Source organism: Paenibacillus sp. J22R98 (genome assembly GCF_059383835.1).
In genome coordinates this window covers 390,365-414,516 of record NZ_JBXENW010000006.1, presented here as the reverse complement: position 1 = coordinate 414,516, position 24,152 = coordinate 390,365, and the positions used below count along the sequence as shown (strand labels likewise).

Below are 24,152 nucleotides of genomic sequence, written 5' to 3'. Positions count from 1 at the left end.
AAAACACCAAGAAGGCCACTCCTTATCATGGATAAGGAGTGGCCTTCTTGGTGTTGCCTTGACTAATTAAACGTTGCCAATCTCGAGCTCGGCCGCTTTGATCTCATGCGGTTGTCTGCAAGGGATTCGTACGATAATCGTCGTTCCTATGAGCTCGGAGCTCTCAATTTCCAAACCGTAGGCCACTCCAAACAAAAGCTTGATCCGCTCGTTAACGTTGTACAATCCTATGCTTCCTCTATCAGAGGATTGGGATGAGCGTGTCAGTTTTTGCCTGATTTCATTCAATTTCTCCGGTCCAATGCCGCTTCCGTTATCGACTATTGTGATACGGAGATCATTCTCATTCCTATAACCCTGGATCGTAAGCAGATTGTTCTGACGCTTACGGTCGAAGCCGTGTATGAGGTAATTCTCGATAAGCGGCTGGAGAATCAATTTAATGATGCCGTACCCCATAATCGACGGTTCGACTTCGATCTGGTAGTGAAAGAAGTTTTGATATCTCGCATTGAATATTGTGAGGTACATGTTGCATAAGTCGATTTCTTCGGCTAAAGTGACGACCGAATCCGCTTTGAGCGATGCCCGGAAGAGAGCAGCGAGCGATTGAATCATTTCTCCGCCTTCGTCGTTCCCGTCGATCTCCAGTCTTGCTCGTATCGCTTCTAACGAATTGTACAAGAAATGCGGATTGATCTGGTTCTCGAGAATTTTCATCTCCGCGATTTTTTGCTGCAGCTCGTAGACGTAAGACTTATTAATATGGTCTTGCAGGCTGTCGCACATTTTGTTGAAATGGATGGCGATTTGTTCGAATTCATTATCTTTATTGTTTAAAGGGATTCGGTAAGCCAAATTGCTTTCAACCGTCTTGCTCATCGCTTTGACGATCCGGTTAACCCGCTTGGATATGATGCTAGTCACAAGAAAATAAACCGAGAAGATGAAGAGCAACAGAATGATGGCTGCGATATAAGTGGAGTTGTTAAAAATATTCAGCTGCTTCTTCAATGCTGACTTGGGCAATACGGCAGCATAGATAAAAGGGTCTTTATCGGAGCTGGACATTCTGACAATGCTGTCCTCGGCCAACATCACGGAATCCGACGATTGGCGGAGCTGCTCGAAGTAGGGATATTTTCGCCCGTAATAGGTCGAAGACGAGTCGAACACAACCTCTCCATCCCTCGTTAACACAAGCAGATAGCCTTTCATGTCTTTGCCGAACTGATTGATGGTATATTGCAGATCGTCCATCCTGAATTCTACGATGAAACGGCCAAGAAAGAGACTGGAGCTCGGGTAGTAAAAGTTACTGGCGACGTCAAAGTAGTTCTTGGATGCTTGGGAGGCCACATATTCCCCCGGATGGGCAGGAATGATAAAGCTTTCCTGTGACGCATCCCGTAAACGGGGAATGTTCTGCAGGATCGCTTCCGTATGGTCAAAGAAGGCATAGTCCAAATCATACATGTACAAATAAGCCTTCTGCGAATGGCTGTTATAGAAGATGAGGTTGTTAATGTTAGGGTCAAGGCTTAATAGGTCTTCGAGTTTGTAAGCCATGTTCTTTCTCTCATAGGAGTCTAAGGGCACAGATTCTGACTGGTCTGTAACGTCCATCATACTCATGATATAAGCAAATAACTGTTCGTCATCGTATATTTTGAGCAGGATGTCTTTAATCGTTTTTGTACGGTCGTTCATCGTATTCTGCAGTGCTGCGATAATTTGCTGATGGATTCCGATTTGTCCTTCCTTCAGCAATGCGTAGGAGTTTCTGGACACATACCCTGTGAAAATATAGAGCGCAACGGATAGAACCAGAATATAGAGCAGCAGGATTCGGGTAAACAGCTTGATACGTATCCGTTTTTTCATTTGAATTCTGCCGGTGACACACCGGTCGCCTTTTTGAAAATTTTATAAAAATGGCTGGGTTCCAAGTAACCGACTTTGGCTGCTATGTCCGTCATTTTCATGTCGGTTTGCAACAGCAGTTCCTTGGCCTTCTCGATTCGCAGATGGTTCAGGTAGCTGCTGAACAAGATCCCGGTTTCTTTCCGGAACAGCTGACCCAAATAAGACGCATTAATATTGAATTTATAGGACAACGTCTTTAGCGATAAATCTTGATTGGAGTGCTGCAAGACATAGTCCAAGATCGGTTTTATCGTCGCGTTGGCAGTGCCGCTCTTATCGCCGAAGAGATCCGAAGCGAGGGCAACAGTGTCATATACAAGCTTAGCTAGATCATCGAATCGGGTAGAAGACTCGAATCGAAGGTAAAGATGCTTGAACTGATCCGGAACATGCTGCGGATTAACAACGGACTTTTTCACGGTGTTGGCGATTTGAAACAGCAGCTCAAGCAGCTCATTCTTGAGCTGTGAAAGCGGGAGATACGATGCGTCTTGCAGACCTCCTAACGCGGCCCGCGTCAATGCCAGACACTCTTCTTTCCTTCCGGCCAAAATCAGGTTATTGATGGTTTCGTAAGGAAGGCTCGGGATCTGTTCTAGTCCGGAGTGGTTCTTCGTATCATCGTCGGAATCGATCAGACTGTTCGGAGGCAATAGAAAACTGTAGCCTTGCAGCTCTTTGGCGGACTGATAGCTGAAATCTGCGCCAAGCAGATCGGTTGTCCGTTGCCCGATCGTGATTAAGATTTGGAGGTCATTTCGAGCTTTAATCTCGGAAAGAAATAGTTTTAGCTGGCCAAGAAGGGGAGCGCCGTCGCTTGTTTCAGTGGGTTCAGAGAATATGGTAACCACGTCGTGAGAAGAGTCACAGAAAGACAAACGCAGCGTTTCGTGGTTAAACCATTGAGCCAGTTGATCGCGGATCATTAAGGCAACCCTGTGCTTCTGCGCGTTATCTTCGCCGCTCAGTACTTTAATTAACGCAATGCGAAAACAATCGAGATTTAGCTCGATTTGAGCGATTTGTGATTTCTCTTGCAATTCGGCTCTTGAGATTGAACCTGTCACCCATCGAAGCAGGAGGTTCTCGCGAAATGCATTCAACTGTTCGGCAAGTCCGATCTGACGATTCGTGGTATCCTGCAGTTTCTCGACTATCGCTGAGATGCTTGCAACGAATTCGTTCTTATCCAGCGGTTTCAGCATGTAATTCTCGACACCAAGCTTGACGGCCTGCTTCACATATAAGAAATCGTCATGGCCGCTCAGGATAAGAATCCTGATGTCCCATCCGCGTTGATGGATGCTGCGAATGAGTTCGATTCCATCCATTTGCGGCATACGAACATCCGTAATCAGAAGATGGACTTGGTGTTTCTCTATCAACGCAAGGGCTTCAATTCCGTTGTAAGCGTCCCCAATTACTTCAAGGCCAAAATCATCCCAAACGGTCGATTTCCTCAATGCTTCGACTACGATCGGTTCATCATCTACGATCAGCACGTTATACATGTGGCAGGTCCCTCCAGTTAGCATCTAAGATAGCACAATTGATGATCGTGTGAAAAGGCTCTAGAGTTTTGACAGTTCGATTGAGAGTTTTGACAATTGAGCGTCATCCTCCACCTCCGTTACCATTAGTGTCAAGGGAGGTGACACTCAACCATGAGCAGCACAGCAAGCAGTAAAACTGTAACCGTTTCCGAGAAGGAAGGCAAGAAACTGTTTTATATGGCTTTGCCATTCATAGCGCTGGTATTTGTCTTCAGCTACCTGCCTCTGTACGGATGGATGTACGCGTTCTTCGATTACAAGCTCGGCCATAAGTTATTCGATTCGGAGTTCAAAGGGTTCTTCTTCTTCAAAATGATTTTAAGCGATCCGATCACAGTCGACGAAGTGAAGCGGATTATGTCGAATACGCTAAGCATTAGTTTCTTAAGCTTGCTCGTTCAAGTATTGCCGCTAATATTCGCGTTATTCCTCGTGGAGATGAAGTTTGAGCCGCTGAAGAAAGCTATTCAAACGTTGACGACGCTTCCGAATTTCCTAAGCTGGCCGTTGGTGTATGCGTTCGCATTCTCTATGTTCTCGGAATCAGACGGCTTTATCAACAAGCTGCTGATACAGCTCCATATCATTGAAGATCCGATCAGCTTCTTGGTTAGTTCGAGCCATGTCTGGTTGACTCAAACGGCGTACTTGGCTTGGAAAACGATAGGTTGGACAGCCATTATTTACATTGCCGCCGTAACGTCGATTGACAACGAGCTGTATGAAGCGGCCAGGATCGACGGCGCCGGGAGGTTCCGGATCATGTGGTCCATCACGATACCGCATTTGATGCCTACCTTCTTCGTATTGATGATGCTTAGCATAGCCAACTTCTTGAATAACGGCCTCGATCAGTACTTGGTTTTCCAGAACGCACTGAACACCGATTCCATCGAGGTGCTCGATCTCTATGTGTACAATGTCGGCATACGAAACGGCATGTCAGGCTATAATTATTCGTTTGCCACGGCGGTCGGCATTTTGAAGTCGGTTGTCAGCATTGCGCTCTTGTTCTCGGTGAATTTTGCCTCGAAGAAGGTTCGCGGAGAAGGAATCATTTAAAGAGGGGATTGCCCATCATGAAACAAAAGGCATCATTCGGGAGCTTCAGCTTCAGCTTCATCAATAGTACGGCGTTTATCCTGTTCGCGCTGCTTTGTATTTTTCCCTTGTATTACATCTTCGTCCTTACGGTGAGCGATAACAAATGGGTAGCATCCGGTGCGCTGGTCGTTTTCCCGAAGGGGTTCAATGTCCAGAACTATGTTCATGTTCTCAAGCTTGATGGAATTGGCATGGCGCTGTGGGTTACGATTCTCAAAACGGTTGTCGGTACAGCTTGTACGCTCGCAGGCTCGTCATTCCTTGCATTCTTGTTCACAAAGCCTCACATGTTTATGCGGAAATTTCTATACCGGTTCGTGCTGGTCACGATGTACTTTAATGCAGGCTTGATTCCATGGTTTATCAACATAAAAAACCTTCATCTGATGAATACGTTCGCCGTATATATCATTCCGTACATCGTTGCTCCGTTCTATATCATTCTGATCAAGACGTTTCTGGAGAGCATCCCGAGCGCATTGGAGGAGTCGGCGCAAATCGACGGAGCCGGTATATTTCGGGTATTCTGGAGCATCTTAGTACCGCTGTCCAAACCGATTCTGGCCACGGTTGCCGTATTCGAATCGGTCAATCAATGGAATAACCTGCGCGATAATTTGTTTCTCATCACAGATTCACGGCTGAATACGCTGCAATTTGTCTTGTACAAGTTCATGTCGGAAGCGGATGCGTTAGCCAGCAAAATTATGGTTAACGGCGGAGCGGGCCTATCAGCCTCGAATTTCACGCTCACACCGACCGCGGTCAGCATGACGATTGCCATGGTTGTTATTCTCCCGATTGTCTGCATCTATCCTATTATGCAACGTTATTTTACCAAAGGGATTATGCTAGGTGCAGTGAAAGGGTAGAACTACAATATAGACGCATGTATACAAATGGGGAGGCACACAAGAATGAAGATGAGGGTTTCAGCTTTAGCGGCGGTGACAATCGCTACGATGCTCACTGCAAGTTTGGCTGGCTGTGGAAGCTCGAACACGGGGAATAACGGTAATGTTACGGGAAACACGAAGAGTGATACGGCTTCGAACGACATGTCGAACGCGGCGAATTCGAATAACACGACGGCTTCAACTGAGGAGAAGGCGCCGATTGAACCGGTCAAAATTTCGGCGTTGATTGGGCCAAGCAGTCTTTCCGGCGTTCAGAGCGATGAGATTTCAACAGAGATCTTCGAGAAGAAATTCGGCTTGAAAATCGATCATATCTTCGCCGGCGATAAATTCGACGAAAGGCTCTCCGCAATCATGGCAAGCGGCGATATGCCGGACCTGATCGAGTTCAAGGATAAAAAGCAATTCGAAAGCGCTGTCAAGGCAGGCGTTCTGATGTCCTTGGATGATCTGGTCGCGCAGTACGGTCCTGACATCACAACTAATCTGCCTTCGATGCTTCAATACATGAGAGACAATTATAGCGACGGATCAGGCAAGCTGTATGGCTTGGCATCGCAAATCGGCGTCAGTCAGCCAACGAACCTTCTTCATATGGCTCTCTATTCCAGATATGATCTCTACAAGAAAGCCGGATCTCCGGAACTGAAAACCTTTGACGATCTGCTGAACACATTGAAAACGATGCAAGCGGAATATCCGAAGAATGACAAAGGTCAGAAAGTATATCCATTGCAGCTGTGGAGCGATTGGGATTCCATCAGTATGAGCTTGGTCGACTTTACGATTCCGGGATACATGGGTGTCAGCGCAAACTCGGGAACGCTGCAATTCACGGAATACGATCCAACCACCAAACAGCTTAAGAGTGTATTTGATCCTTCCAGCGATTACATGAAAGGCGTGGAATTCTTCCATAAAGCGAACCAACAGGGTATCCTTGATCCGGATTCGATCTCCCAAAAATGGCCGAATGCAGAGAGCAAAACGAAAGAAGGCCGCGTACTTACGACGATGTGGGGCTGGCAATCGCAAATTTTTAACGGCAATGATCTCGTCAAATCCAATCCGATGGCAGGCATGATTCCGCTGTTCCCGAAAGACGAAGCGAAAATGCTTGTACAAGCAGAATTGCCGGTCGGCGGCGGTTACGTATTCGGCATCGGCAAAAATTCCAAAAATGCGGACCGTATTATCCAACTGCTGAACTATTCCGCAACGGTACAGGGCTCGACTGAGCTGATGAACGGCGTCGAAGGCAAGGCATGGACGCTCAATAACGGCAAAGCCGAGTATGCGCCTGAATACTTGGAAAAAGTGGCGAAGAACGATCCTTCCACAGCCGGCTACGAAAGCTTCTTGATGCTAAATAAATGGAACATCGATCCAAGAACGAACGAGTCGATTACGCATGAAGGTTGGTCGCAGTTCGTGAAGAAAAACCTGACGTCGGCCGAGCAGGAGTGGGCAACCGCGAATAATTCGTTGAATGTGTACGACTATGCCAAGAAGAATCTGACGGTTGTTCAAGACGATGGCGTAGTGGCACTTGCAGGAGCTCCATCGGATGATATCAAGGTTATCCAGCAGAAGCTGGGTGAAATCCTCAAAACGATGTCATGGAAAATGGTATACGCGAAGAATGACGCGCAATTCAACGAGCTTAAGCAAGAGCTGATCGATAAGGCAACACAATTAGGTGCGGATAAAAACTTCCAATGGGCTCAAACAGAGCTGGCTGCCGCATCTGCAAAAGCATCCAAATATACAGAATATCACGTTCAATAACAGACTGATTTATCCATGAGTGCAATGGGTGCCGCGGCTATATTTGGAATCTACGGGCTCCAAATATAGCCGCTTTCTGTTTAAGAACGGGTTGAAGGAGACGTTGAACTTGAATTATTACGTATCTGTTCATGGGAGCGATTGGAATCCCGGTACGGAACATGAACCTTTTGCGACGCTTGCGAAGGCGCGCGACTGCATCCGCTCCATTAATAGCCTAATGACGAAGGATATCGTCGTTTATCTACGTGGAGGCATCTATTATCTGGATAGCGAGTTCGTGCTTGACGAACGAGATAGCGGTTCAAACGGATTTAGCGTTCAGTACCGCAATTACCCGGGCGAAACGCCGATTCTCTACGGAGGACAACGAATTACAAACTGGGAGCACATTAAATTTAGCGTCTATAAAGCGAAGGTTGGTCGTAATTGGTCATTTCAATCCTTAATCGAACACGATGAATGGGGGATTCGTTACGCAAGTAGCGCGCTTACAGGCCCAGGGCAATGGCATTTAGATACACAAGAAGGAGAACTGTTCTATTGGCCTCGAAGCGGGGAAATCTCGAACGCGGTAATTGCCGCACCGACCATGACAGATATGTTCCGGCTGGTTGGAAGCTCGCCTTCTACCCCGGTAAAGAACATTCAAGTTATTGGACTGCAGCTTCAATTAACGGATACTATCCAACAATTTGATTATGTGGATTCCATTGATTTCGTAAACGGCAACGCAGAGCGTGAAGAAACAAAGCACGGTCTCATTTATATGGAAAATGCGGAATCGATTATGGTTGTGAATTGCAAGCTCTTGAATGCCGGCGTGTGCGGAATATGGCTCAACAAGCATGCACAGCATATCGAGATTTATGGAAACTGGATTGAAGGCTCCGGTTTAAACGGGGTTTATTTAACGGGCTGGTCCTTTGACCAAGGACCGTTTCTATCTGCAGAAGATGCTTATGTCAACAAGTTCAATATCATTTCCAACAATTTCATCTTTGACAGCGGCAAATTCGAGCTGACGCGAGGCTCCGGTATACAGCTTCATCAAAGCGGTGACAACGAGATCTCTCATAATCGCATTTTGAGAGCGCCGAGATATGGCATTTCGATGAAAGGCGATCGTTACGGAGTCCTCGAAAATCATGGCTCTATCTATGGGATCCCGGTGACTAGAGACAATCGCTATGATTTTCTTTATACCCGAAATAATCGGATCTTGTTTAATGACATCTCCAACGTGATGACGAACTCCGAGGACGGAGCAGGCATTGAATCTTGGGGAGTAGGTACGGGGAATGTATACGATCATAACTGCGTACACGACTTTGTTAATCTCAACCACTGGCGCAACTGGTTCGGCGGCATCTATTTGGATGACTGCTCGGATTACATGACAGTCACGAATAACATCGTATATGGCATACACGGCGGACATGCTTTCGGCATTATGGAGAAAGGCATTGAAAATCGGGTATTTAATAACATTATTGCGAATAACGGTTTGACATGGGCGATCTGGATGCAAGAATTTGCCGAAGTCTCTTATGGTTTGAAGCTTGGCTGCAACATCCTCTACAACAATAATACAACCGCGATTTATGGCTTTGAACACCTTCCCGAAGGTTTTGCGGGGAATCCCGTTTATACATCTGTTTATGATGGTGAGCTGCCGGAGAGGATTGCGGGTTTCGATCATAATCTCATTTACGAGCCGATGGGTTCAACAGATGTACTTATGGGCGATAAAAGTACCGTTTATCTCTCCTATGAGAACTGGAAGGTGGCTTATGGACACGATGCACATACCGTACTCGGCAAGGATCCGCTCTTCGTGGATGCCGAGAATGGAGATTTTAGACTTCATTCGGACTCGCCTGCTTTGGCGCTCGGTTTTACACCGATCAATCAGAGCTTGATCGGTCTGAAGAGCGATTTCCCTTGGGAGCCAATTCAAACAACGCCTGTCAGCGCGTTAATAGAAGCTAATGGTATTCGCAATCTTCCTCGTTTACATCAAGCAGCGAAAGAGGTAACGCTATGATTTATACAACATTCGGCCAAACCGGCCTTAGAGTCTCCAAACTCGGCCTTGGCGGTGCACCGCTTGCAGGCGACTTTGGAAGGACGGATGAAGCGGAGGTGCAAAGCCTCGTGCACGAGGCAATCGATTCCGGAATTAATTTTATCGATACCGCGCCTAAGTATGGCATGGGCGAATCCGAACGCCGGATCGGCAAAGCGCTTGCTGGGCGTCGAAATAAAGTTATTCTCGCATCGAAAGCGGTCCGTTCGGATCTTCGCTACGATTACGACAGCACGATCCGCTCCGTTGAAGAGAGCTTACAGCGGCTGCAAACCGATTGGATCGATATCCTGCAGCTGCACGATGTGGAAACGCAACCGGTCGATCTCATTATGAACGAAACTGTTCCTGCACTCGAGCAGCTGAAAAAGGATGGGAAAATTCGTTTCACAGGCGTAACGACGCGTGTTCTTCCTCTACTAATGGACTATATGAGAACAGGCAGTTTCGATGCCATTCAATTCTATACCCGTTATATGCTGATCGACCATACGGCTAAGGATGAAGTGATGCCTCTTGCGCAGGAAACCGGTATCGGCGTCATCAACGGCAGCGTTCTGGGACTGGGCATGCTGGCCGATGCTCCCGCTCATTTTCTGGAAGAGGAAATCTCGCGTAAAGCGCAAAGCCGCATCGACCAGCTGCGATTCCTGCGCAAGTCGGAGCCAAAGGGACTTATTGAACCGGCCATGCGGTTTAGTTTAAGCCATCCCGCTATTCAGGTGACATTAACGGGAACATCCTCGCGAACGTCTCTTCGAACCAACCTGTCCTACTGCGATGGGAGGGGCTTGGAAGAGGAAGAACTTCAGCGCGTCTATGATCTGTTCCAAGGTCAGCCATTGTTTGACTAGTTCTTAGAGGAGTGATTGAAATGCCATCAAGAATAAACGCGCTGCCAAAAGTACATGCGGCGTCACGCATAGTCCCTCCGCAATGGGCGCTTCAGGAGCAGCTGCTATTCGAAACCTTAAACAAGGCGGCCAAGGAATACGTCGAACGTTACACGCATCCGGACGGGACGCTCATTTGGTTTGATCATTGGCCGGGTATGGACGGATCAGACGATCCTTACGAGGGCTTCATGAACCTGGCACTGCTCTATGTGCTTGGCGGAAGCAGCGAGCTTTATGAAGTGTCGCGTAAAATCTGGGACGGTATCACCTGGCAGTGGACAGAGTACGGTCAACTTTACCGGGAATTTGATGCCTATTATGACTGGATGCATCACGGTGAAGGCTATCTATATCTCTATTTCCTTGGGTTGGCGGGGCCAGCTACACTGAAGGACCGCCAGCGCGCCGTTAATTTCGCGCGCATGTACACAGGGGAAGATCCGGAAGCGCCAAACTATGATTCCGATATGAAGCTAATCCGCTCGCCGCTTAATGGGAGCCGAGGACCGCGTTTTGAAGTCAATGAAGAGGATTGGAGCACGCACCGTGGCATCCTCGACGATTATTTAGCCCCATATGAGGATATTCCGGGCGTAGATTTCGAAAACATGAAATGCGCTTGGTCGAACGACGGCATCTATGAGCACATCATCCGAATGATGAACGAACGAATGAACCGCGGCGATGTCCCTCTTAATTTGAACGCAACGGGATTGATTACGCATGCGTTTCTTCACACAGGGGATCAGAAGCTGAAAAACTGGGTGATCGAATATGTGGGTGCATGGCAGGAACGGACTCGTTTAAACGGAGGCATCATTCCCGATAACATCGGATTGACAGGGCAAATCGGAGAGTATAATGACGGCAAATGGTGGGGCGGCTATTACGGTTGGCGCTGGCCGCACGGGTTCATGACCATTATTGAACCGCTGACGAACGCTTGCATGAATACCGTGTTGCTGACCGGGGATATGAATGGGCTGAGGCTTGCAAGGGAGCAGTTAGACACTAACTGGAAGCTGGGTCGAGAGCAAGAAGGCAAATGGTTTGTTCCTTATAAGCATTTTGACTCCGGCTGGACGGACTTCCGAGAAGCGCTGCCCAAATATCCGATCTATCTATGGACGATGTCGATGGCGGACGAAGACCTGTACCGCGTCGAGCGAATTGCGAAGGACCATGACTGGAACGAAGTTATTGTGCCGGCATTCTCCGGAAGAGATCCAAGAACAGGCCGCGAAACGAAGCATTACATTGGCAATACGCAGCCTTGGTTTCAATATATCCGCGGACTCAATCCGGACTATCCGGAACGAATTCTTAGCGCCAATTCCGAGATGATCGGCAACCAATTGGCCAAAATGCGGTCACCGGAAGGAGATCCGCGCAGCTGGACGGAGCATTATAGCGAAGGGATGTACTCCGCCATTCACATTTGGCAGGAGATGTGTCCGCTCTACTTTGAAGGTCTTGTTCAGCTGACTTTGGGAGGGCCGATGCATATTTCTCATGGAGGGCTGCAGCATGGACGCGTGCGATATTTTGACGCGATGGCTGAACGCCCTGGGTTGCCTGTCGGAGTTTCAGCCCTAGTAGAGAAGCTAGAGTCGGATTCCATGACATTGCATTTGGTCAATACGAGCTCGTTCGATGACCGAGAGTTAATCGTTCAGGCAGGTGTGTTCGGCGAGCACAGCTTTGGCCTTGGAGTAATAATTGACCAGTTGGGCAAGGTTCTAGAATCCGTAGAAGTAAACGGGAAATGGCTGCACGTTTCGCTGCCTGCTGGAACAAGCATCACGCTGCGTTTGTCGATGGAGCGTTACGTGAATGTACCTTCGTACGACTTGCCTTGGTCAAATCCGAGTCCTGAGCAACCGATTCGAGGAAGGAGCACGCCATGATAATCGATGCCAAACAGCAAGTCTTCAATCCGGTACTCCCCGGAGATAACCCCGATCCCTCGATAGTTAGAGTAGGCCCTGACTATTACATGGTGACGTCGACGTTTCAGTTTTTCCCTGGCGTTCAAGTTCTCCATTCCCGCGACCTGGAGAATTGGAAGCCAATTGCTCATGTCATTACGCGGAGGAGTCAACTAGATCTAACCGGGATGCCGGACTCCTTCGGCGTATTTGCGCCTGATATTTCGTATTATAACGGCAAGTTCTGGGTAGTCGTTCCCTATTACCACGGTCAGCCGCGCTGCACGACACTGCTATTCACGGCCGACAGACCGGAAGGGCCTTACAGCGAGGCGACCATGCTCAATCATCATTTTATTGATCCGTCGATCTTCAACGATGACGATGGGAAACGCTATTTAGTGTTCGGTGGCGGCTGGGTGCACGAAATGAAGCATGACGGTTCAAGCCTCGTCGGTGAAGCTAAGCAGGTGTGGTCGGGAACGGGAGGCGCTGCCCCGGAAGCGCCGCATATCTTGAAACGAAACGGCTGGTACTACCTCATACTTGCTGAAGGGGGGACCTTCTTCGAACACATGGAAACGCTTTCGCGAAGCCGCTCGATTTGGGGACCATATGAGCCTTGCCCGCATAATCCTGTGCTTATGCAGCGTGACTCCGGGAAATCAATACAGCGGGTGGGACACGGCAAGCTTGTTCAAGATGAGGAAGGCAACTGGTGGATGTTCCACCTCGGAGGACGGCCATTAACGCCAGGGGGCTTTTGCCCGCTTGGCAGAGAGACGTTCCTTCAGCCGGTGCAATGGACGGATGATGAATGGTTCACGGTCGGAGACGCAGGAGAACCCTGCGTGTCTGTAGTGCTGCCTCAGAGCGAAGTGGCACAAGCACTGGCCTGCAATCTCGAAGATCAGTTTACAGGTACCGAGCTTTCCCCCGATTGGGAATGGGTTAGACATCCTGTTGAAGAAGGATATTCTTTGTCATCCGAAGGGCTTCGGATAGCTTGCAAACCGTTTATCCCATTCTCTCTGCAATCGACCCTCATATTAACGAGACGCTGGCAGAGTTTTGGATTTGAGGCGACAGCCATGGTGGCCTTCCATCCTGAGAGCAGGGGCGAGGAAGCCGGGATGACGATGTATCGGGACACAGATGCTTTCCTGTTCTTCAATGTTCGGAACGGGCTCGGCCAGACGGCGGGCCAGTCTTTTGACGTGAAACGGTTGCACGAGAATCAAGAACACGAAGGCCTCTATTTAGAGGTCGGACAATATGTGAAAGTGCTAAAGACAACGCTTGGAACATGGCGCCTGTCTATACGGCCTGGCGATCGTCTTTGGCTCAAAATCTGCTTAGAGCCGAAAACACAGATTATTACGCTGCTCTATTCGATAGACGGCCTAGTCTTCGAAGAAACCGGCATCGCATTATCAGCGGAATTTCTGTACCCCGAACGGAGCAACCGCTTCTTGTGCTTCACCGCGCCGCGAATTGGCCTCTATGCCAAAGGGGTATACGGAGAGACAGAGGGTTTTGCTCAATTCAGCTCCTTTACGATGCAGCCACTCTGATAATAAGCAATAACAGAGGCTAATATGAAGACCCCCATATGGATGGGGGTCTTTTGTTGCCTGATAAGGTAATGAATATTTTTCATTTCGTGACGCGCTATCGGGCGGGATTCGATTCCTTTAATTGGTTATTACGGAAATCCAATGGCGAGACGCCGACGAACTTCTTGAACACTTTGGCAAAATGATTCTGATAATTGAAGCCGACGGCTATAGCAATATCACTGATGGATTTACGGGTTTGCAACAGTAGATGCTTGCTTTCCATAACTCGGAGATAATTCAGGTTTTCATTGAATCCTAAGCCGGTTTCCTTCTTCAGTCTACTTGAAATATAGGATGGATTCTTATCGAATTTCTTGGCAACATCTTCCAGCGTAATCTTATCAAACATATGGGACCGCAAATATTGAATAATGTTTTTGACAAGATTCGAGTGGACTTGGCTGGAGAATTGGGCAATGGCGGAAGTGAATTTCATCGTTACTTCTTTAAGCAGCGTAATAAATCCATTACTGGACGAAAAGGTTTCTGCAATTCGGCTATATTCTTCGGAAATCGTTCTGGCGTACGTATATTCAACGCCGTTGTCGATGGCAACTTGCGATAGGGCTGAGCAGGCTAATATGAAATGATTTTTAAGAGAACGTAATTGATCAGCTTTGGCCTGGACGATGCGGACAAAGTAATTTAAATAAATTTTGGTGTTGAAAATATCCTCGACCGCACTGTTATCACCGACGACCATTTTAGCTTTGATTAAAGCGAATACTTCGGCAGGGAGATAAAGCGATTCGTTCTCATAATAGATATTAACGAGCGATAGATTGGCAAGTCTGGAGACCTCATTCCATTGCACACCAAACGGCAAAGGAAACGGAACCGTTTCTGCCTGCGGATGGTAAAACCAATAAATCAAATTAACAATATGATTGTCTCTTTCTGCGCTCTTTGTCTCAATCGGCCCCAACACTAAGAATGGATTAGAAGCGTTGTCTTCAAAATGAAGAACTAAAAAGCTGCGATTTAAGGTTAGAGGAAACCTGCTAATGCCATTCGACGTCTTTTCGATTTGCTGGCGATTCAAACGCAAGGAATCGATCAGCATAGAAAGATGCTGGTTTTTATCAGGCGCTTGGGAGATTTCCGAGCTGTGATAGGCAAACGTGATTTGCAACTGATCATCTAAAGCATACACGCTCGTACCGATCGAAATGGCTAAGCTTGTTGACTTTTCTATAAAGGAATCGTTCTGCCGGAGGTATTGTTGAGACAAAACGGTCACACCACCTTCAATGTACGTGATAACGCATTCTTTTTTACTATAATAAAATATTCCAGCTAAATTCGTATCCAAAACATCATATATGTATCCAGTCGGATTTGGTCGACATTGTATACTCAATTTAGCTTAGAGAAGGGGGAACTGCTGGCCTATTTATGGAGTGTTTTCAAGGCATGCCGAAAGTTTTATAGGAAACTTTGGACAATAAGAGAGATTTGCGAGTAATCCGCATCTTAGAATTTCACATATGCGAATGTATCTTATTGTTTTTGCTATGTCAATGAAATGCCATAGATTTAAGGTCCTGAAAATTCAGGTAACTGTGAGAAACGAAACAAGCAATTAATAGTTAAACGGAGGATCATCATGAAAATGAAATCAAAACAAGCAAAACAAATGCTGTCCGTTATTGCTTTAGGTACGCTTCTATTCAACGGTGTATTGCCTCAGAGTCTAACGCGCGTAAATGCTGCAGACGCAAACGAGCCGCAGCAGCAGCAAAGCACTGGGACATTCAATGCAGATGAAGTAAATCGCATTCTGGCCAGTCTGACCCCCGAGCAGAAAGCAAGCATTAACAAACTGACCGGAGCGGACATCGCACAGAAAATCCATGTGGATCCAAAGGATTTGCGCAGCTCCAAGCCTATTAACGTTATCGTGCAATTCAAAGTGGATCCGGCTAAGATCCAAATCATCAAACAATCCTTGGCGAACGGCGGTGCTGGGGTAAACGGTACAGCATTTACGAATGATTACGCCGATGCGCAACAAAAAGTGAAAGATTCGCACGCTAGATTTAAAAGCTTTGTGACTACGCAGCCTGCCAAATCAATCGTTGGCGGTAAATCTGTCAACACGAGCATGAGAATTACCAGAGAATATTCTGAGGCGTTTAACGGTGTATCTCTATCTTTGCCTGCAAGTGAAGTGAATAAACTTGCCGATAATTCGGATGTTGCTTCCGTTTGGTCTGTTGTTAAATTCGACGTACCTGAACAAAGCTCGGCATCCGCTGCAGATACAGGCGGTTCTGTCGGCAACCCGACTTCGGCGTTGACTTGGATGGGCATTGATAAGCTTCAAGCCGCAGGCCATACAGGTATGATTGAATCGGGTCCTCGCAAGGGTCAAAGAATTAAAGTCGGTGTCTTGGATACCGGGATCGATTACAATCATCCTGATTTAAAGGCCGTTTATAAAGGCGGACATGACTTTGTTAATAATACAGTCGATGTTTCCGGTAATGTAACTTTCGTGGATGACCTTGACCCGATGGAAACCACTTATCGGGATTGGCTGGCTGCAAAGGAGCAACCGAATCCACTTGTAAGTCCTACAGGGAACTATAAGGACTACATAACGGAACATGGTACGCATGTATCGGGGACAATTGCTGCGAATACGACAACGAATAATGCTGTCTATTCGGCCAACGGCGTTGCACCGAAAGTTGATCTTTACGGGTACCGCGTACTAGGTCCAGGTGGAAGCGGTTCGTCAGATGGAGTATTGAACGGTATTGATCAAGCTGCTAAGGATCATATGGATGTCATCAATCTTTCACTTGGAAATACGGTGAACGATCCTATGTATCCGACAAGCATTGCCATTACCAATGCTACAATCGAGGGTGTTGTTTGTGCAATTGCAGCAGGTAACGCAGGTCCTGGTCAAGCTACTGTTGGCTCGCCGGGAACTTCAGCGCTTGCAATTACCGTGGGTGCCAGTACGATTCCGGAAAACATTCCGGTTATGACCCTCAAGAACGGCACAAAGTCTTATCAGGCTCGTTTATTTGGAAGAAGTTTCCTTCAAAGCGATGATCAATATAAAGGACAGACGCTTCGAATTGTTGATGTCGGTCTAGGTACTATGGATGACTATAGCGGAAAAAACATGTCCGGTAAAATCGCCCTTGTTAAACGCGGCGGCGAGTATATGCAGACCAAAATCGCGAGTGCTCATCGCGCAGGCGCAGCGGGTATGATTATCTGGGATCATATTGATGATGCCGATACAGAAGGTTATATTCCGAATTACTTAGGCCTAAGTATGGATTATGCTTATTCCGTTTCCTTGACGCGAGTCCAAGGGGAAGCGCTCGCGAAAGCGATTGCAGCTGATCCCGATCATGCCACCATTACGTTCCCGGCTTCTCTGGACGCGCCGCTCGTAAAGAATGGGGACGAATTGGCAAGTTTTAGCTCAACGGGACCCGTGAAGGATTGGACAATTAAGCCGGACATCGTCGCTCCCGGCGTTGACATTCTGTCTACAGCTCCATTCGACGTTTATGAGCCGCAAGACACAGGTACGCCTGATTATACGAATCAGTATATGCAAATGTCCGGTACTTCCATGGCTACACCTCATGTAGCGGGGATTGCGGCATTGGTTCTGGCTGCTCACCCTGATTACAGTCCTGCCGATGTTAAGACGGCATTAATGAATACAGCCAAGGATATGAATACCGCTTCGAAGACTTATAGCGTGTATCAAGTAGGTGCTGGCGTTGTCGATCCTGCTCGCGCTATTGGGGCTAATATTACTATTCAAGTGCTGGAAAAAACCTCTACGTATGATACCCCTACGGATTATACGACTATCCATCAAGTGGATAATCTGACGGGCAGTCTTTTCTTCGGCTTTAAAGGAAGAGGAGAGGGTGCAACGGACGGCTCGGATGACGTGGTTTCATCCAAAACGTTTAACGTATCGAATAATGGTGCAAGCAGTAAAACTTTTAAACTCAGTACACAATTTATTACCACTAAATTTGCGCTTTCGCACCCTGTAGGTACGGGAACCGGCAATGATGTCAGAATTGATTTCTCTGCAGGCAACGCACCTGTGACATCCATTACGGTTGGCGGAGGCAGTAAGGTTAAAACAACAGCCCAAATTACGGTTCCTTCAAACGCGATTGATGGCACTTATGAAGGTTATATTCATCTCGTTAATGCCGCTGATTCGTCGGAGTCTTATCGCATTCCCTTTACGGTGACCGTAGCCGAAAAAGGAATCGATATGAGTGTAGACATAAAAGCATTTACACTTCCGTTCTCCATTACAGGAAACTGGAACCCGGATACAAACGGATCCGGTGGTTCGGGCTATACCTTCTCTGTCAATAGTGCAATGGATAGCATGTACCTGGTATTAAAGGACAAGAACGGTCATTATTTAGGTGTCGTTCAAGATGTAGCTAATATCGGCGCGGTAGGTCCTGGTGTCATTTATGGTCCTTTACAAATGCTTGTTGGAGGCAGATATCTTCCATTTACCAAGCCGTATGACGGATCATCATCACTGGATCATTCCGGAATAGGAACAACACCGGCGATTATTACGGAAGGCTCTTATTCCGTTGAGATGATTGCTACTGACTCAGCTGGAAAGCGTTACACAGCAGAAGATACGCTGTACGTGGATTTGACAGCGCCTACGATCGCCATGGACAGTGATTCAAAGCCGGGAATTTATGAAATCGATCCGACAGGCTATCAGCCTGGGCAAGAGATTCAGGGATTCTATGGTACCGTTTATGATAATAACGTCGACATCATGAAGAATAACGGTGAAACTTCGGTAAAAAGTCCGGATGGTAATCCAGCACCAGCACCTGTAGATCAAGCTTTGAACGCGGTCTGGGGGTACCAGGATAGCTTTTGGCCAACTGTATTCTTCAATACGGATGCGAAAGGTCGTTTCCATTTTGGTATTAGTCCAGAGGACATCACGCCACAAGGCACTGATTTTTGGATCTACCCAAGTGACTATGCCGGTGCAGCCGATACGGATTCCACCATGCAACAGTACTATTTCATTAAAAAAGGCTCTCCTTATGTAACAGTTACATCTGCCGGAAACACAGATACTGTGTATCAGGATAAGACGGTAATGGATGCCAATAAACCATTCAAGGTAACGATCGCTTTGAAGCATGGCATTGGCATGACCGGCGGTAAATTTTTGCTAAATAGTAATCTTTATTCATTTGCGAGTATCAAACTTACAGATGAATATAAAACCTATTTAAGCAGCAAAGGAATTGACCCTTCAACTGTTGGTTTAACAGTAAGTCAGCCGTATAAACATTCAAAATATGGGTCGGGTCTAACCACTGACATTACGATATCAGGAATTAGTGACGCTGGCGCCCTTGATCGGGATATGAACATTGTAGAATTAGATGCAACGTATACAAGCCCTGACCCGATCTCTGGACCATGGGGTTTCAAAGTCTACGACACATTCTTTACGATGTCAGGTACAGAGTCGAGGGTTCCTGCTTTCACAACAAATGTACCTTATGTGCGACAGGCTAAAGCTATGATTACAGGCGGTTTGTTTGCTGAATCGTTCAGACAGAATACGCTTAGCGGATTGTTCACAAACATTACGACCGATTCAGGCGCAAAGGTTACGGTTACAAGTCAAGATGGCAAATCGTATGTAACCGATAATCCTACATCGACAAACAATGCAATTCAATATTTGGGTAATATGACCGGTACTTATGCCGTTACAATGGATGTAAGTGATAAACCATACTCCGTCGAGCTTTCCATGCCGGGACATTTTAAGGGATACCTTAAAACCCCTGTAGTTTCTTCAACAAAATATGGTTATCTAACGGGAGAATACAAGGATATCCCTTCTAGTCAAACGCCTTCATTATTAGCCGGAGACGTTAATGGCGATAATGTGATTGACATGAAGGATCTCCTTGCAGAAATCGATGTTTATTTAAATTACAAGAGTCTGAACTCACTCAACAACCCAACACCGGGCAATCTAGCATCCAGAACAGTATTCCTGAATGACCATAGAAATGCCGATGTGTATTGGAAGAAACCGGGCTCTTCAGGTTATGGAATTGACTATAATGACTTCTATTTCATCTTCAAAAACTTTGGTCAAGTGAATCAGAATGCAGTTGATTTCGGTGTAATCCCTACTGCGCCGACTCCACAGCTTACGGTGGAACAAGCTGCTACCATTTCAACGCTGTATGGGGGTAGCATTGACTTAAATGCTGGAGACGGCATGAAAGAAGTACTGGCTAAACTTAATTTTGCAGGTCCATCGCAAACAACGTCAGTTACGACACTTCCAAAGTTAGGTGACCTGCAAAGTGGTGCGACCATTTCATTAATACCAAATAACAGTGTGTTTCTAGATGATGTTGTTTGGAGAAATGCCATAACGAAGATCCTGCTAGGTTCAACGGATATAACCGATAAAATAACAGTCACAGCAGGCTACAATTATTTCGATCCAATTAAGGGTTTGACTTTTGTGCCTTCTAAGATTACTTTACCAGGTTCGCTCTTCCCAGCAGCCGGTAATTATGCTGTCAAAATCCAAGCCGCAGGGTATGCGGATGTAACGACTAGCTTCTCGATTGGAGCTACTCCAATTCCGACGCCGACGATTCCGATCGTAACCGATCCGGCCAAAGCCCATATCGGAAAGGATTTAACGCTTACCTTTAATGAAGATGCAGCCGGTGCAGATTGGCGCAACGGTATCTCTAAAGTCGTGGTGAAAACACAAAACTTCACAGCCGGAATAGATATCACGAATTTGTTGGATGGCAGTGGTAATAAATATTATGACATCAGCCAGCCAGGGCAAATTACATTTAAGGCAGATCTATTTAAAACCAATGCATCACCTGTCGTTGCAGCTTCGGCTATTAATCCGGGCGGAGCCAATTATTTGCCTCAGCTGTATAAGTTTGAGTTCAATTCAACAGGTGCGACCACTGGTACGATTTACCCGCTCACTACTGCAGGCTCTGATCCGCAAGGGATATATGGTGCTATGCAAGCTGTAGGATACGCTGTTAATTTTGACAGTCAAGGCGGTGCTCCGGTTAATTCCATTGCGGTTGGAAATACGCCGGCAAAAAGCAGAAACGGAACTAACCTTGTAGCGAACTCGACGCTTAAAAATCCTTCTGCAACAAGATCCGGATACAGCTTTATGGGCTGGTATAACGATCCAGCAGGTACGAGTTATTGGGATCCAAATCAAAGTATAAGTTCAGATGCAACCGTTTATGGCAAATGGCAAATGAGCTTTACACAAAACTATGCTCCTGTGGATACGGCGAAACCGGACGGCCTGAAGTTCGACGGGACGAATGGCAGTGTCAGCGGGAAAGGTTGGGTGCTAGGCGAAGGGAATCTGGATATTGGCATTGCGGAATATGCCGCCAATATTCCTTGGTTAATGAGCAAGGCGAGCATTCAGAAAATTGAAGCATCCTTCTACAAGATCAAGAGTGATGGCAAAGCTGAAACGACGCCTACAACTTATACGTTAGATCCAAGTACGTATGATTTTGCAGCGAATGGTACACTAGGCAAGCTTACCTTTAAGACTGCAACTTCAGAAGCAGCGGCACAAGCTGGGCAAACGAGTCTAGGTCAACTGTTTGCGTTTAGTGAAGCGCCAAGCCTTCAAGCAACTCCGTTTGCCGGTTACCAGTTGAAGGTTACAGCCATCGACGGAACAACGACTTTGTTGATCAATGATGTCAAGCTGGGTTATAGACGTCATATTGACCTAAACGGCGGGGCGTTAAAGAGTCCTACAGACACCTACTTCTGGGATACACTTGTAAACGGCAAAGCTGGCATCCCTAATATGACAACAGTAGTTGACACCGTTACGGGGAACGTTACATCAGGCCCATTATTACATGTAACCAATGGAGGTCTATCTGTAAGTCCATTGCTTTATCTGGATGCAGCAAGCTCAATCGGGAATACGTTTAACGGTAATGCAGCACTGACAGATAATGCCTTGTTATATCTAAGCTGGACGAAAACGCCGCCAACTGTTCTTAAACAAGTCTTTGGGAACACGGTCGGCAGCGATATTAGTCTACATTTCACCGATGACGGATTATGGAAGAGCAATATTAGTAAAGTTATGATCGGTTCTAAAGTATTGGTTCGTGATACAGACTACACGATCTCCGCTGATGCAATCACGTTTAACCATGCCCTATTTACAGCCGGGCAAAAGGTGAATGTAGTGATTCAATCGGAAGGATATGCAGATGCAATCGTTACGGATCAAGTTATCGGTTATTTGGTAAACTTTGAGTCCAATGGCGGTGATTCCATTGCACCTCAAATCGTAACAAGAAGCGTAACAAGACCGGTTGATCCGATCAAGGTCGAGTATAGGTTTGCTGGTTGGTATGAGGATGCAGAGTTAACAGTGCCATTTGATTTTGCAAGCATTGTTCATAAACCAATGACCCTATATGCCAAATATGCTTTAGCCGCATCTATTGTTTCACCGGATGATTGGGATAACGTCGTTGGTAATGACATGACCCTTGAATTCAATGATTCTGCTTGGGCCAATGCAATTACAAGCATTAGTATTGGCGGTACGCCTGTAGATAGCGCTACTTATAAAGTAGATGCTGCTGCAGGTACAATTACGCTGGATAAGAGTCTCTTCACGAAAGCGGCAGATTTCAGTATCATTATCAGCGCTGCCGGTTATGCCGACGTTTCTCTTATCCAAGAGGTTATTAACGGATATCAAGTCCATTTCGTACTTCCGGTCGATGTTCCGTTTGGCGGAGTCCAAGATCAAATCGTATCCCGCAGAATCACGCAGCCGGTTGTTTACGGTTACGATGTAGTGTGGTACGCAGATGAGGCTCTTGCTAATCCTTGGGATTTCACAAGCTCCATCTATTCGGATCGTACGCTTTACGGAGCATGGACGCTCCATAAATTCAACGTGGCATTCGATACACAAGACGGAGGCATAGTAGATACTGTGGCAGTTGATTATGGCACTGCAACCACAGAACCAACAGCTCCGGCGAGAGAGGGCTATACGTTCGGAGGTTGGTATCAGGATGCTGCGGGTACACTTCCATGGGACTTTGCAACGAATACAGTAACAGCAGATACAACGTTATACGTGAAATGGCTAACCAATAGCTACAATGTTAGCTTTGACAGCCAGGGTGGCAGTGAAGTGGCAAGTATTCCAGTGGAATATAACACTACAGTTACAGAACCAACAGCGCCGACAAAAGACGGTTATACTTTCGCGGGTTGGTATCGGGATGCTGAAGGTACGCTTCCATGGGATTTTGCAACGGATACAGTAACAGCGGATACTGCTTTATTCGCAAAATGGACTTACATTCCAGTTAACAGTAACACAGGCGGTGGAGGCGAAACTCCATCGGAACCAGAAACAAAACCAGAAACAAAACCACAACCAACGCCGGAAAAACCGGTATTGAAGGCTGACATTGTCGATGTGGCAAAACTCGTAGAAGCAATCAAAACCAAGCTTGCAACCGCTCCTGCGATCACATTCACTGACGAAGCTCCTACAAGCTGGAGCGCGAATGCCGTAGCATTGGCTACGCAAATCGGCTTCGTGACTGGTTATACGGATGGCTCGTTCCATCCTAACGCATCAGTTACACGTGCAGAATTCGCTACCATGCTTGTGAAGGCTTTGGGCATCACTGCCAAAGGTTCCGATAACTTTGCGGATGCGGAAGAAAGCTGGGCTGCAAGCGCAATTGCGGCTCTGAAATCTAACGGCATCATTAACGGTTACGTTGACGGAAGCTTTAAGCCGAACAACGAGATTTCCCGTGCAGAAATTGTCGCTATTCTTTCGAAGGTGATGAACCTCAGCCCTGTAACAGGTGCATCGAAGTTCCATGACATTGAAGGAAGCTGGGCAGAAGAGCCTATCAACCAATTGGCCAATGCGGGAATTATCGGCGGTAAGGGAGACGGTAAATTTGATCCGACTTCCACGGCATCCCGCGCTGAGTCGGTAACGATGATCCTTCGTGCTCTGAATGTGATTCTTGATCTAGGTTTGGAATTGTAAAAAAAAATGAAAAGTGGGAGCTGTCTCAAAGACAGCTCCCAAGTAAATACCAAAGCCCCCGATCCATTCGGGGGCATCTTTGTTGTGCGCTCTTACCACTCCAGGTACTGAAGTAGTCGAGACCAAACGTCATGCTGCCGGCGAGATCTGAGATTGGAACTTTGTTCGGTGTAAGGTCCATTCTAGTT

Annotated in this window: 11 protein-coding genes; 8 read left to right on the top strand and 3 right to left on the bottom strand. The window is 46.8% G+C overall.

Annotated features, from left to right (window positions below; all coding sequences use genetic code 11):
• Positions 1-66: 66 nt before the first annotated feature.
• Entirely contained in the window at positions 67-1,884 is a 1,818-nt protein-coding gene (locus AC50Y3_RS19265) for a sensor histidine kinase (RefSeq protein WP_494820345.1), read from the bottom strand.
• Positions 1,881-3,437, bottom strand: a complete 1,557-nt coding sequence (locus tag AC50Y3_RS19260) for a response regulator transcription factor (RefSeq protein ID WP_494820344.1) — start codon at positions 3,435-3,437, stop codon at positions 1,881-1,883. The genes AC50Y3_RS19265 and AC50Y3_RS19260 overlap by 4 nt, the downstream gene beginning before the upstream one ends.
• 153 nt (positions 3,438-3,590) lie before the next feature.
• On the opposite strand from AC50Y3_RS19260, the gene AC50Y3_RS19255 reads away from it, so the two are divergent.
• From AC50Y3_RS19255 to AC50Y3_RS19225, 7 genes are all read left to right on the top strand, one after another.
• Positions 3,591-4,541 carry an ABC transporter permease subunit gene (locus tag AC50Y3_RS19255; protein ID WP_494820343.1) on the top strand — a complete coding sequence of 317 codons (951 nt, stop codon included), beginning with the start codon at positions 3,591-3,593 and terminating at the stop codon, positions 4,539-4,541.
• A 17-nt stretch (positions 4,542-4,558) separates the two neighbouring features.
• Positions 4,559-5,455 carry a carbohydrate ABC transporter permease gene (locus AC50Y3_RS19250; protein WP_494820342.1) on the top strand — a complete coding sequence of 299 codons (897 nt, stop codon included), beginning with the start codon at positions 4,559-4,561 and terminating at the stop codon, positions 5,453-5,455.
• Between the two features lie 45 nt (positions 5,456-5,500).
• Complete coding sequence (locus tag AC50Y3_RS19245) at positions 5,501-7,288, top strand: type 2 periplasmic-binding domain-containing protein (protein ID WP_494820341.1); 1,788 nt, start codon at positions 5,501-5,503, stop codon at positions 7,286-7,288.
• Between the two features lie 109 nt (positions 7,289-7,397).
• Positions 7,398-9,335: a right-handed parallel beta-helix repeat-containing protein gene (locus AC50Y3_RS19240; RefSeq protein WP_494820340.1), complete on the top strand. Its 1,938-nt coding sequence runs from the start codon at positions 7,398-7,400 to the stop codon at positions 9,333-9,335.
• A complete protein-coding gene (locus AC50Y3_RS19235; protein ID WP_494820339.1) occupies positions 9,332-10,231 on the top strand; it encodes an aldo/keto reductase in 900 nt (299 codons plus the stop codon). The genes AC50Y3_RS19240 and AC50Y3_RS19235 overlap by 4 nt, the downstream gene beginning before the upstream one ends.
• 20 nt (positions 10,232-10,251) lie before the next feature.
• Complete coding sequence (locus AC50Y3_RS19230; protein WP_494820338.1) at positions 10,252-12,180, top strand: DUF8034 domain-containing protein; 1,929 nt, start codon at positions 10,252-10,254, stop codon at positions 12,178-12,180.
• Complete coding sequence (locus tag AC50Y3_RS19225; RefSeq protein WP_494820337.1) at positions 12,177-13,775, top strand: glycoside hydrolase family 43 protein; 1,599 nt, start codon at positions 12,177-12,179, stop codon at positions 13,773-13,775. Before AC50Y3_RS19230 ends, AC50Y3_RS19225 begins: the two co-directional genes overlap by 4 nt.
• 97 nt (positions 13,776-13,872) lie before the next feature.
• Here the strand turns inward: AC50Y3_RS19225 and AC50Y3_RS19220 are convergent, their stop codons facing one another.
• A complete protein-coding gene (locus AC50Y3_RS19220; RefSeq protein WP_494820336.1) occupies positions 13,873-15,132 on the bottom strand; it encodes a helix-turn-helix domain-containing protein in 1,260 nt (419 codons plus the stop codon).
• A 294-nt stretch (positions 15,133-15,426) separates the two neighbouring features.
• On the opposite strand from AC50Y3_RS19220, the gene AC50Y3_RS19215 reads away from it, so the two are divergent.
• A complete protein-coding gene (locus AC50Y3_RS19215) occupies positions 15,427-23,964 on the top strand; it encodes a S8 family serine peptidase (protein ID WP_494820335.1) in 8,538 nt (2,845 codons plus the stop codon).
• The last annotated feature ends 188 nt before the right edge of the window (positions 23,965-24,152 follow it).

Excerpts from the sequence above, each read along its gene's own strand:
- AC50Y3_RS19260 (WP_494820344.1), bottom strand. The coding sequence starts at position 3,437 with ATGTATAACGTGCTGATCGTAGATGATGAACCGATCGTAGTCGAAGCA.
- AC50Y3_RS19255 (WP_494820343.1), top strand. The coding sequence starts at position 3,591 with ATGAGCAGCACAGCAAGCAGTAAAACTGTAACCGTTTCCGAGAAGGAA.
- AC50Y3_RS19265 (WP_494820345.1), bottom strand. The coding sequence starts at position 1,884 with ATGAAAAAACGGATACGTATCAAGCTGTTTACCCGAATCCTGCTGCTC.
- AC50Y3_RS19235 (WP_494820339.1), top strand. The coding sequence starts at position 9,332 with ATGATTTATACAACATTCGGCCAAACCGGCCTTAGAGTCTCCAAACTC.
- AC50Y3_RS19230 (WP_494820338.1), top strand. The coding sequence starts at position 10,252 with ATGCCATCAAGAATAAACGCGCTGCCAAAAGTACATGCGGCGTCACGC.
- AC50Y3_RS19225 (WP_494820337.1), top strand. The coding sequence starts at position 12,177 with ATGATAATCGATGCCAAACAGCAAGTCTTCAATCCGGTACTCCCCGGA.
- AC50Y3_RS19245 (WP_494820341.1), top strand. The coding sequence starts at position 5,501 with ATGAAGATGAGGGTTTCAGCTTTAGCGGCGGTGACAATCGCTACGATG.
- AC50Y3_RS19250 (WP_494820342.1), top strand. The coding sequence starts at position 4,559 with ATGAAACAAAAGGCATCATTCGGGAGCTTCAGCTTCAGCTTCATCAAT.
- AC50Y3_RS19215 (WP_494820335.1), top strand. The coding sequence starts at position 15,427 with ATGAAAATGAAATCAAAACAAGCAAAACAAATGCTGTCCGTTATTGCT.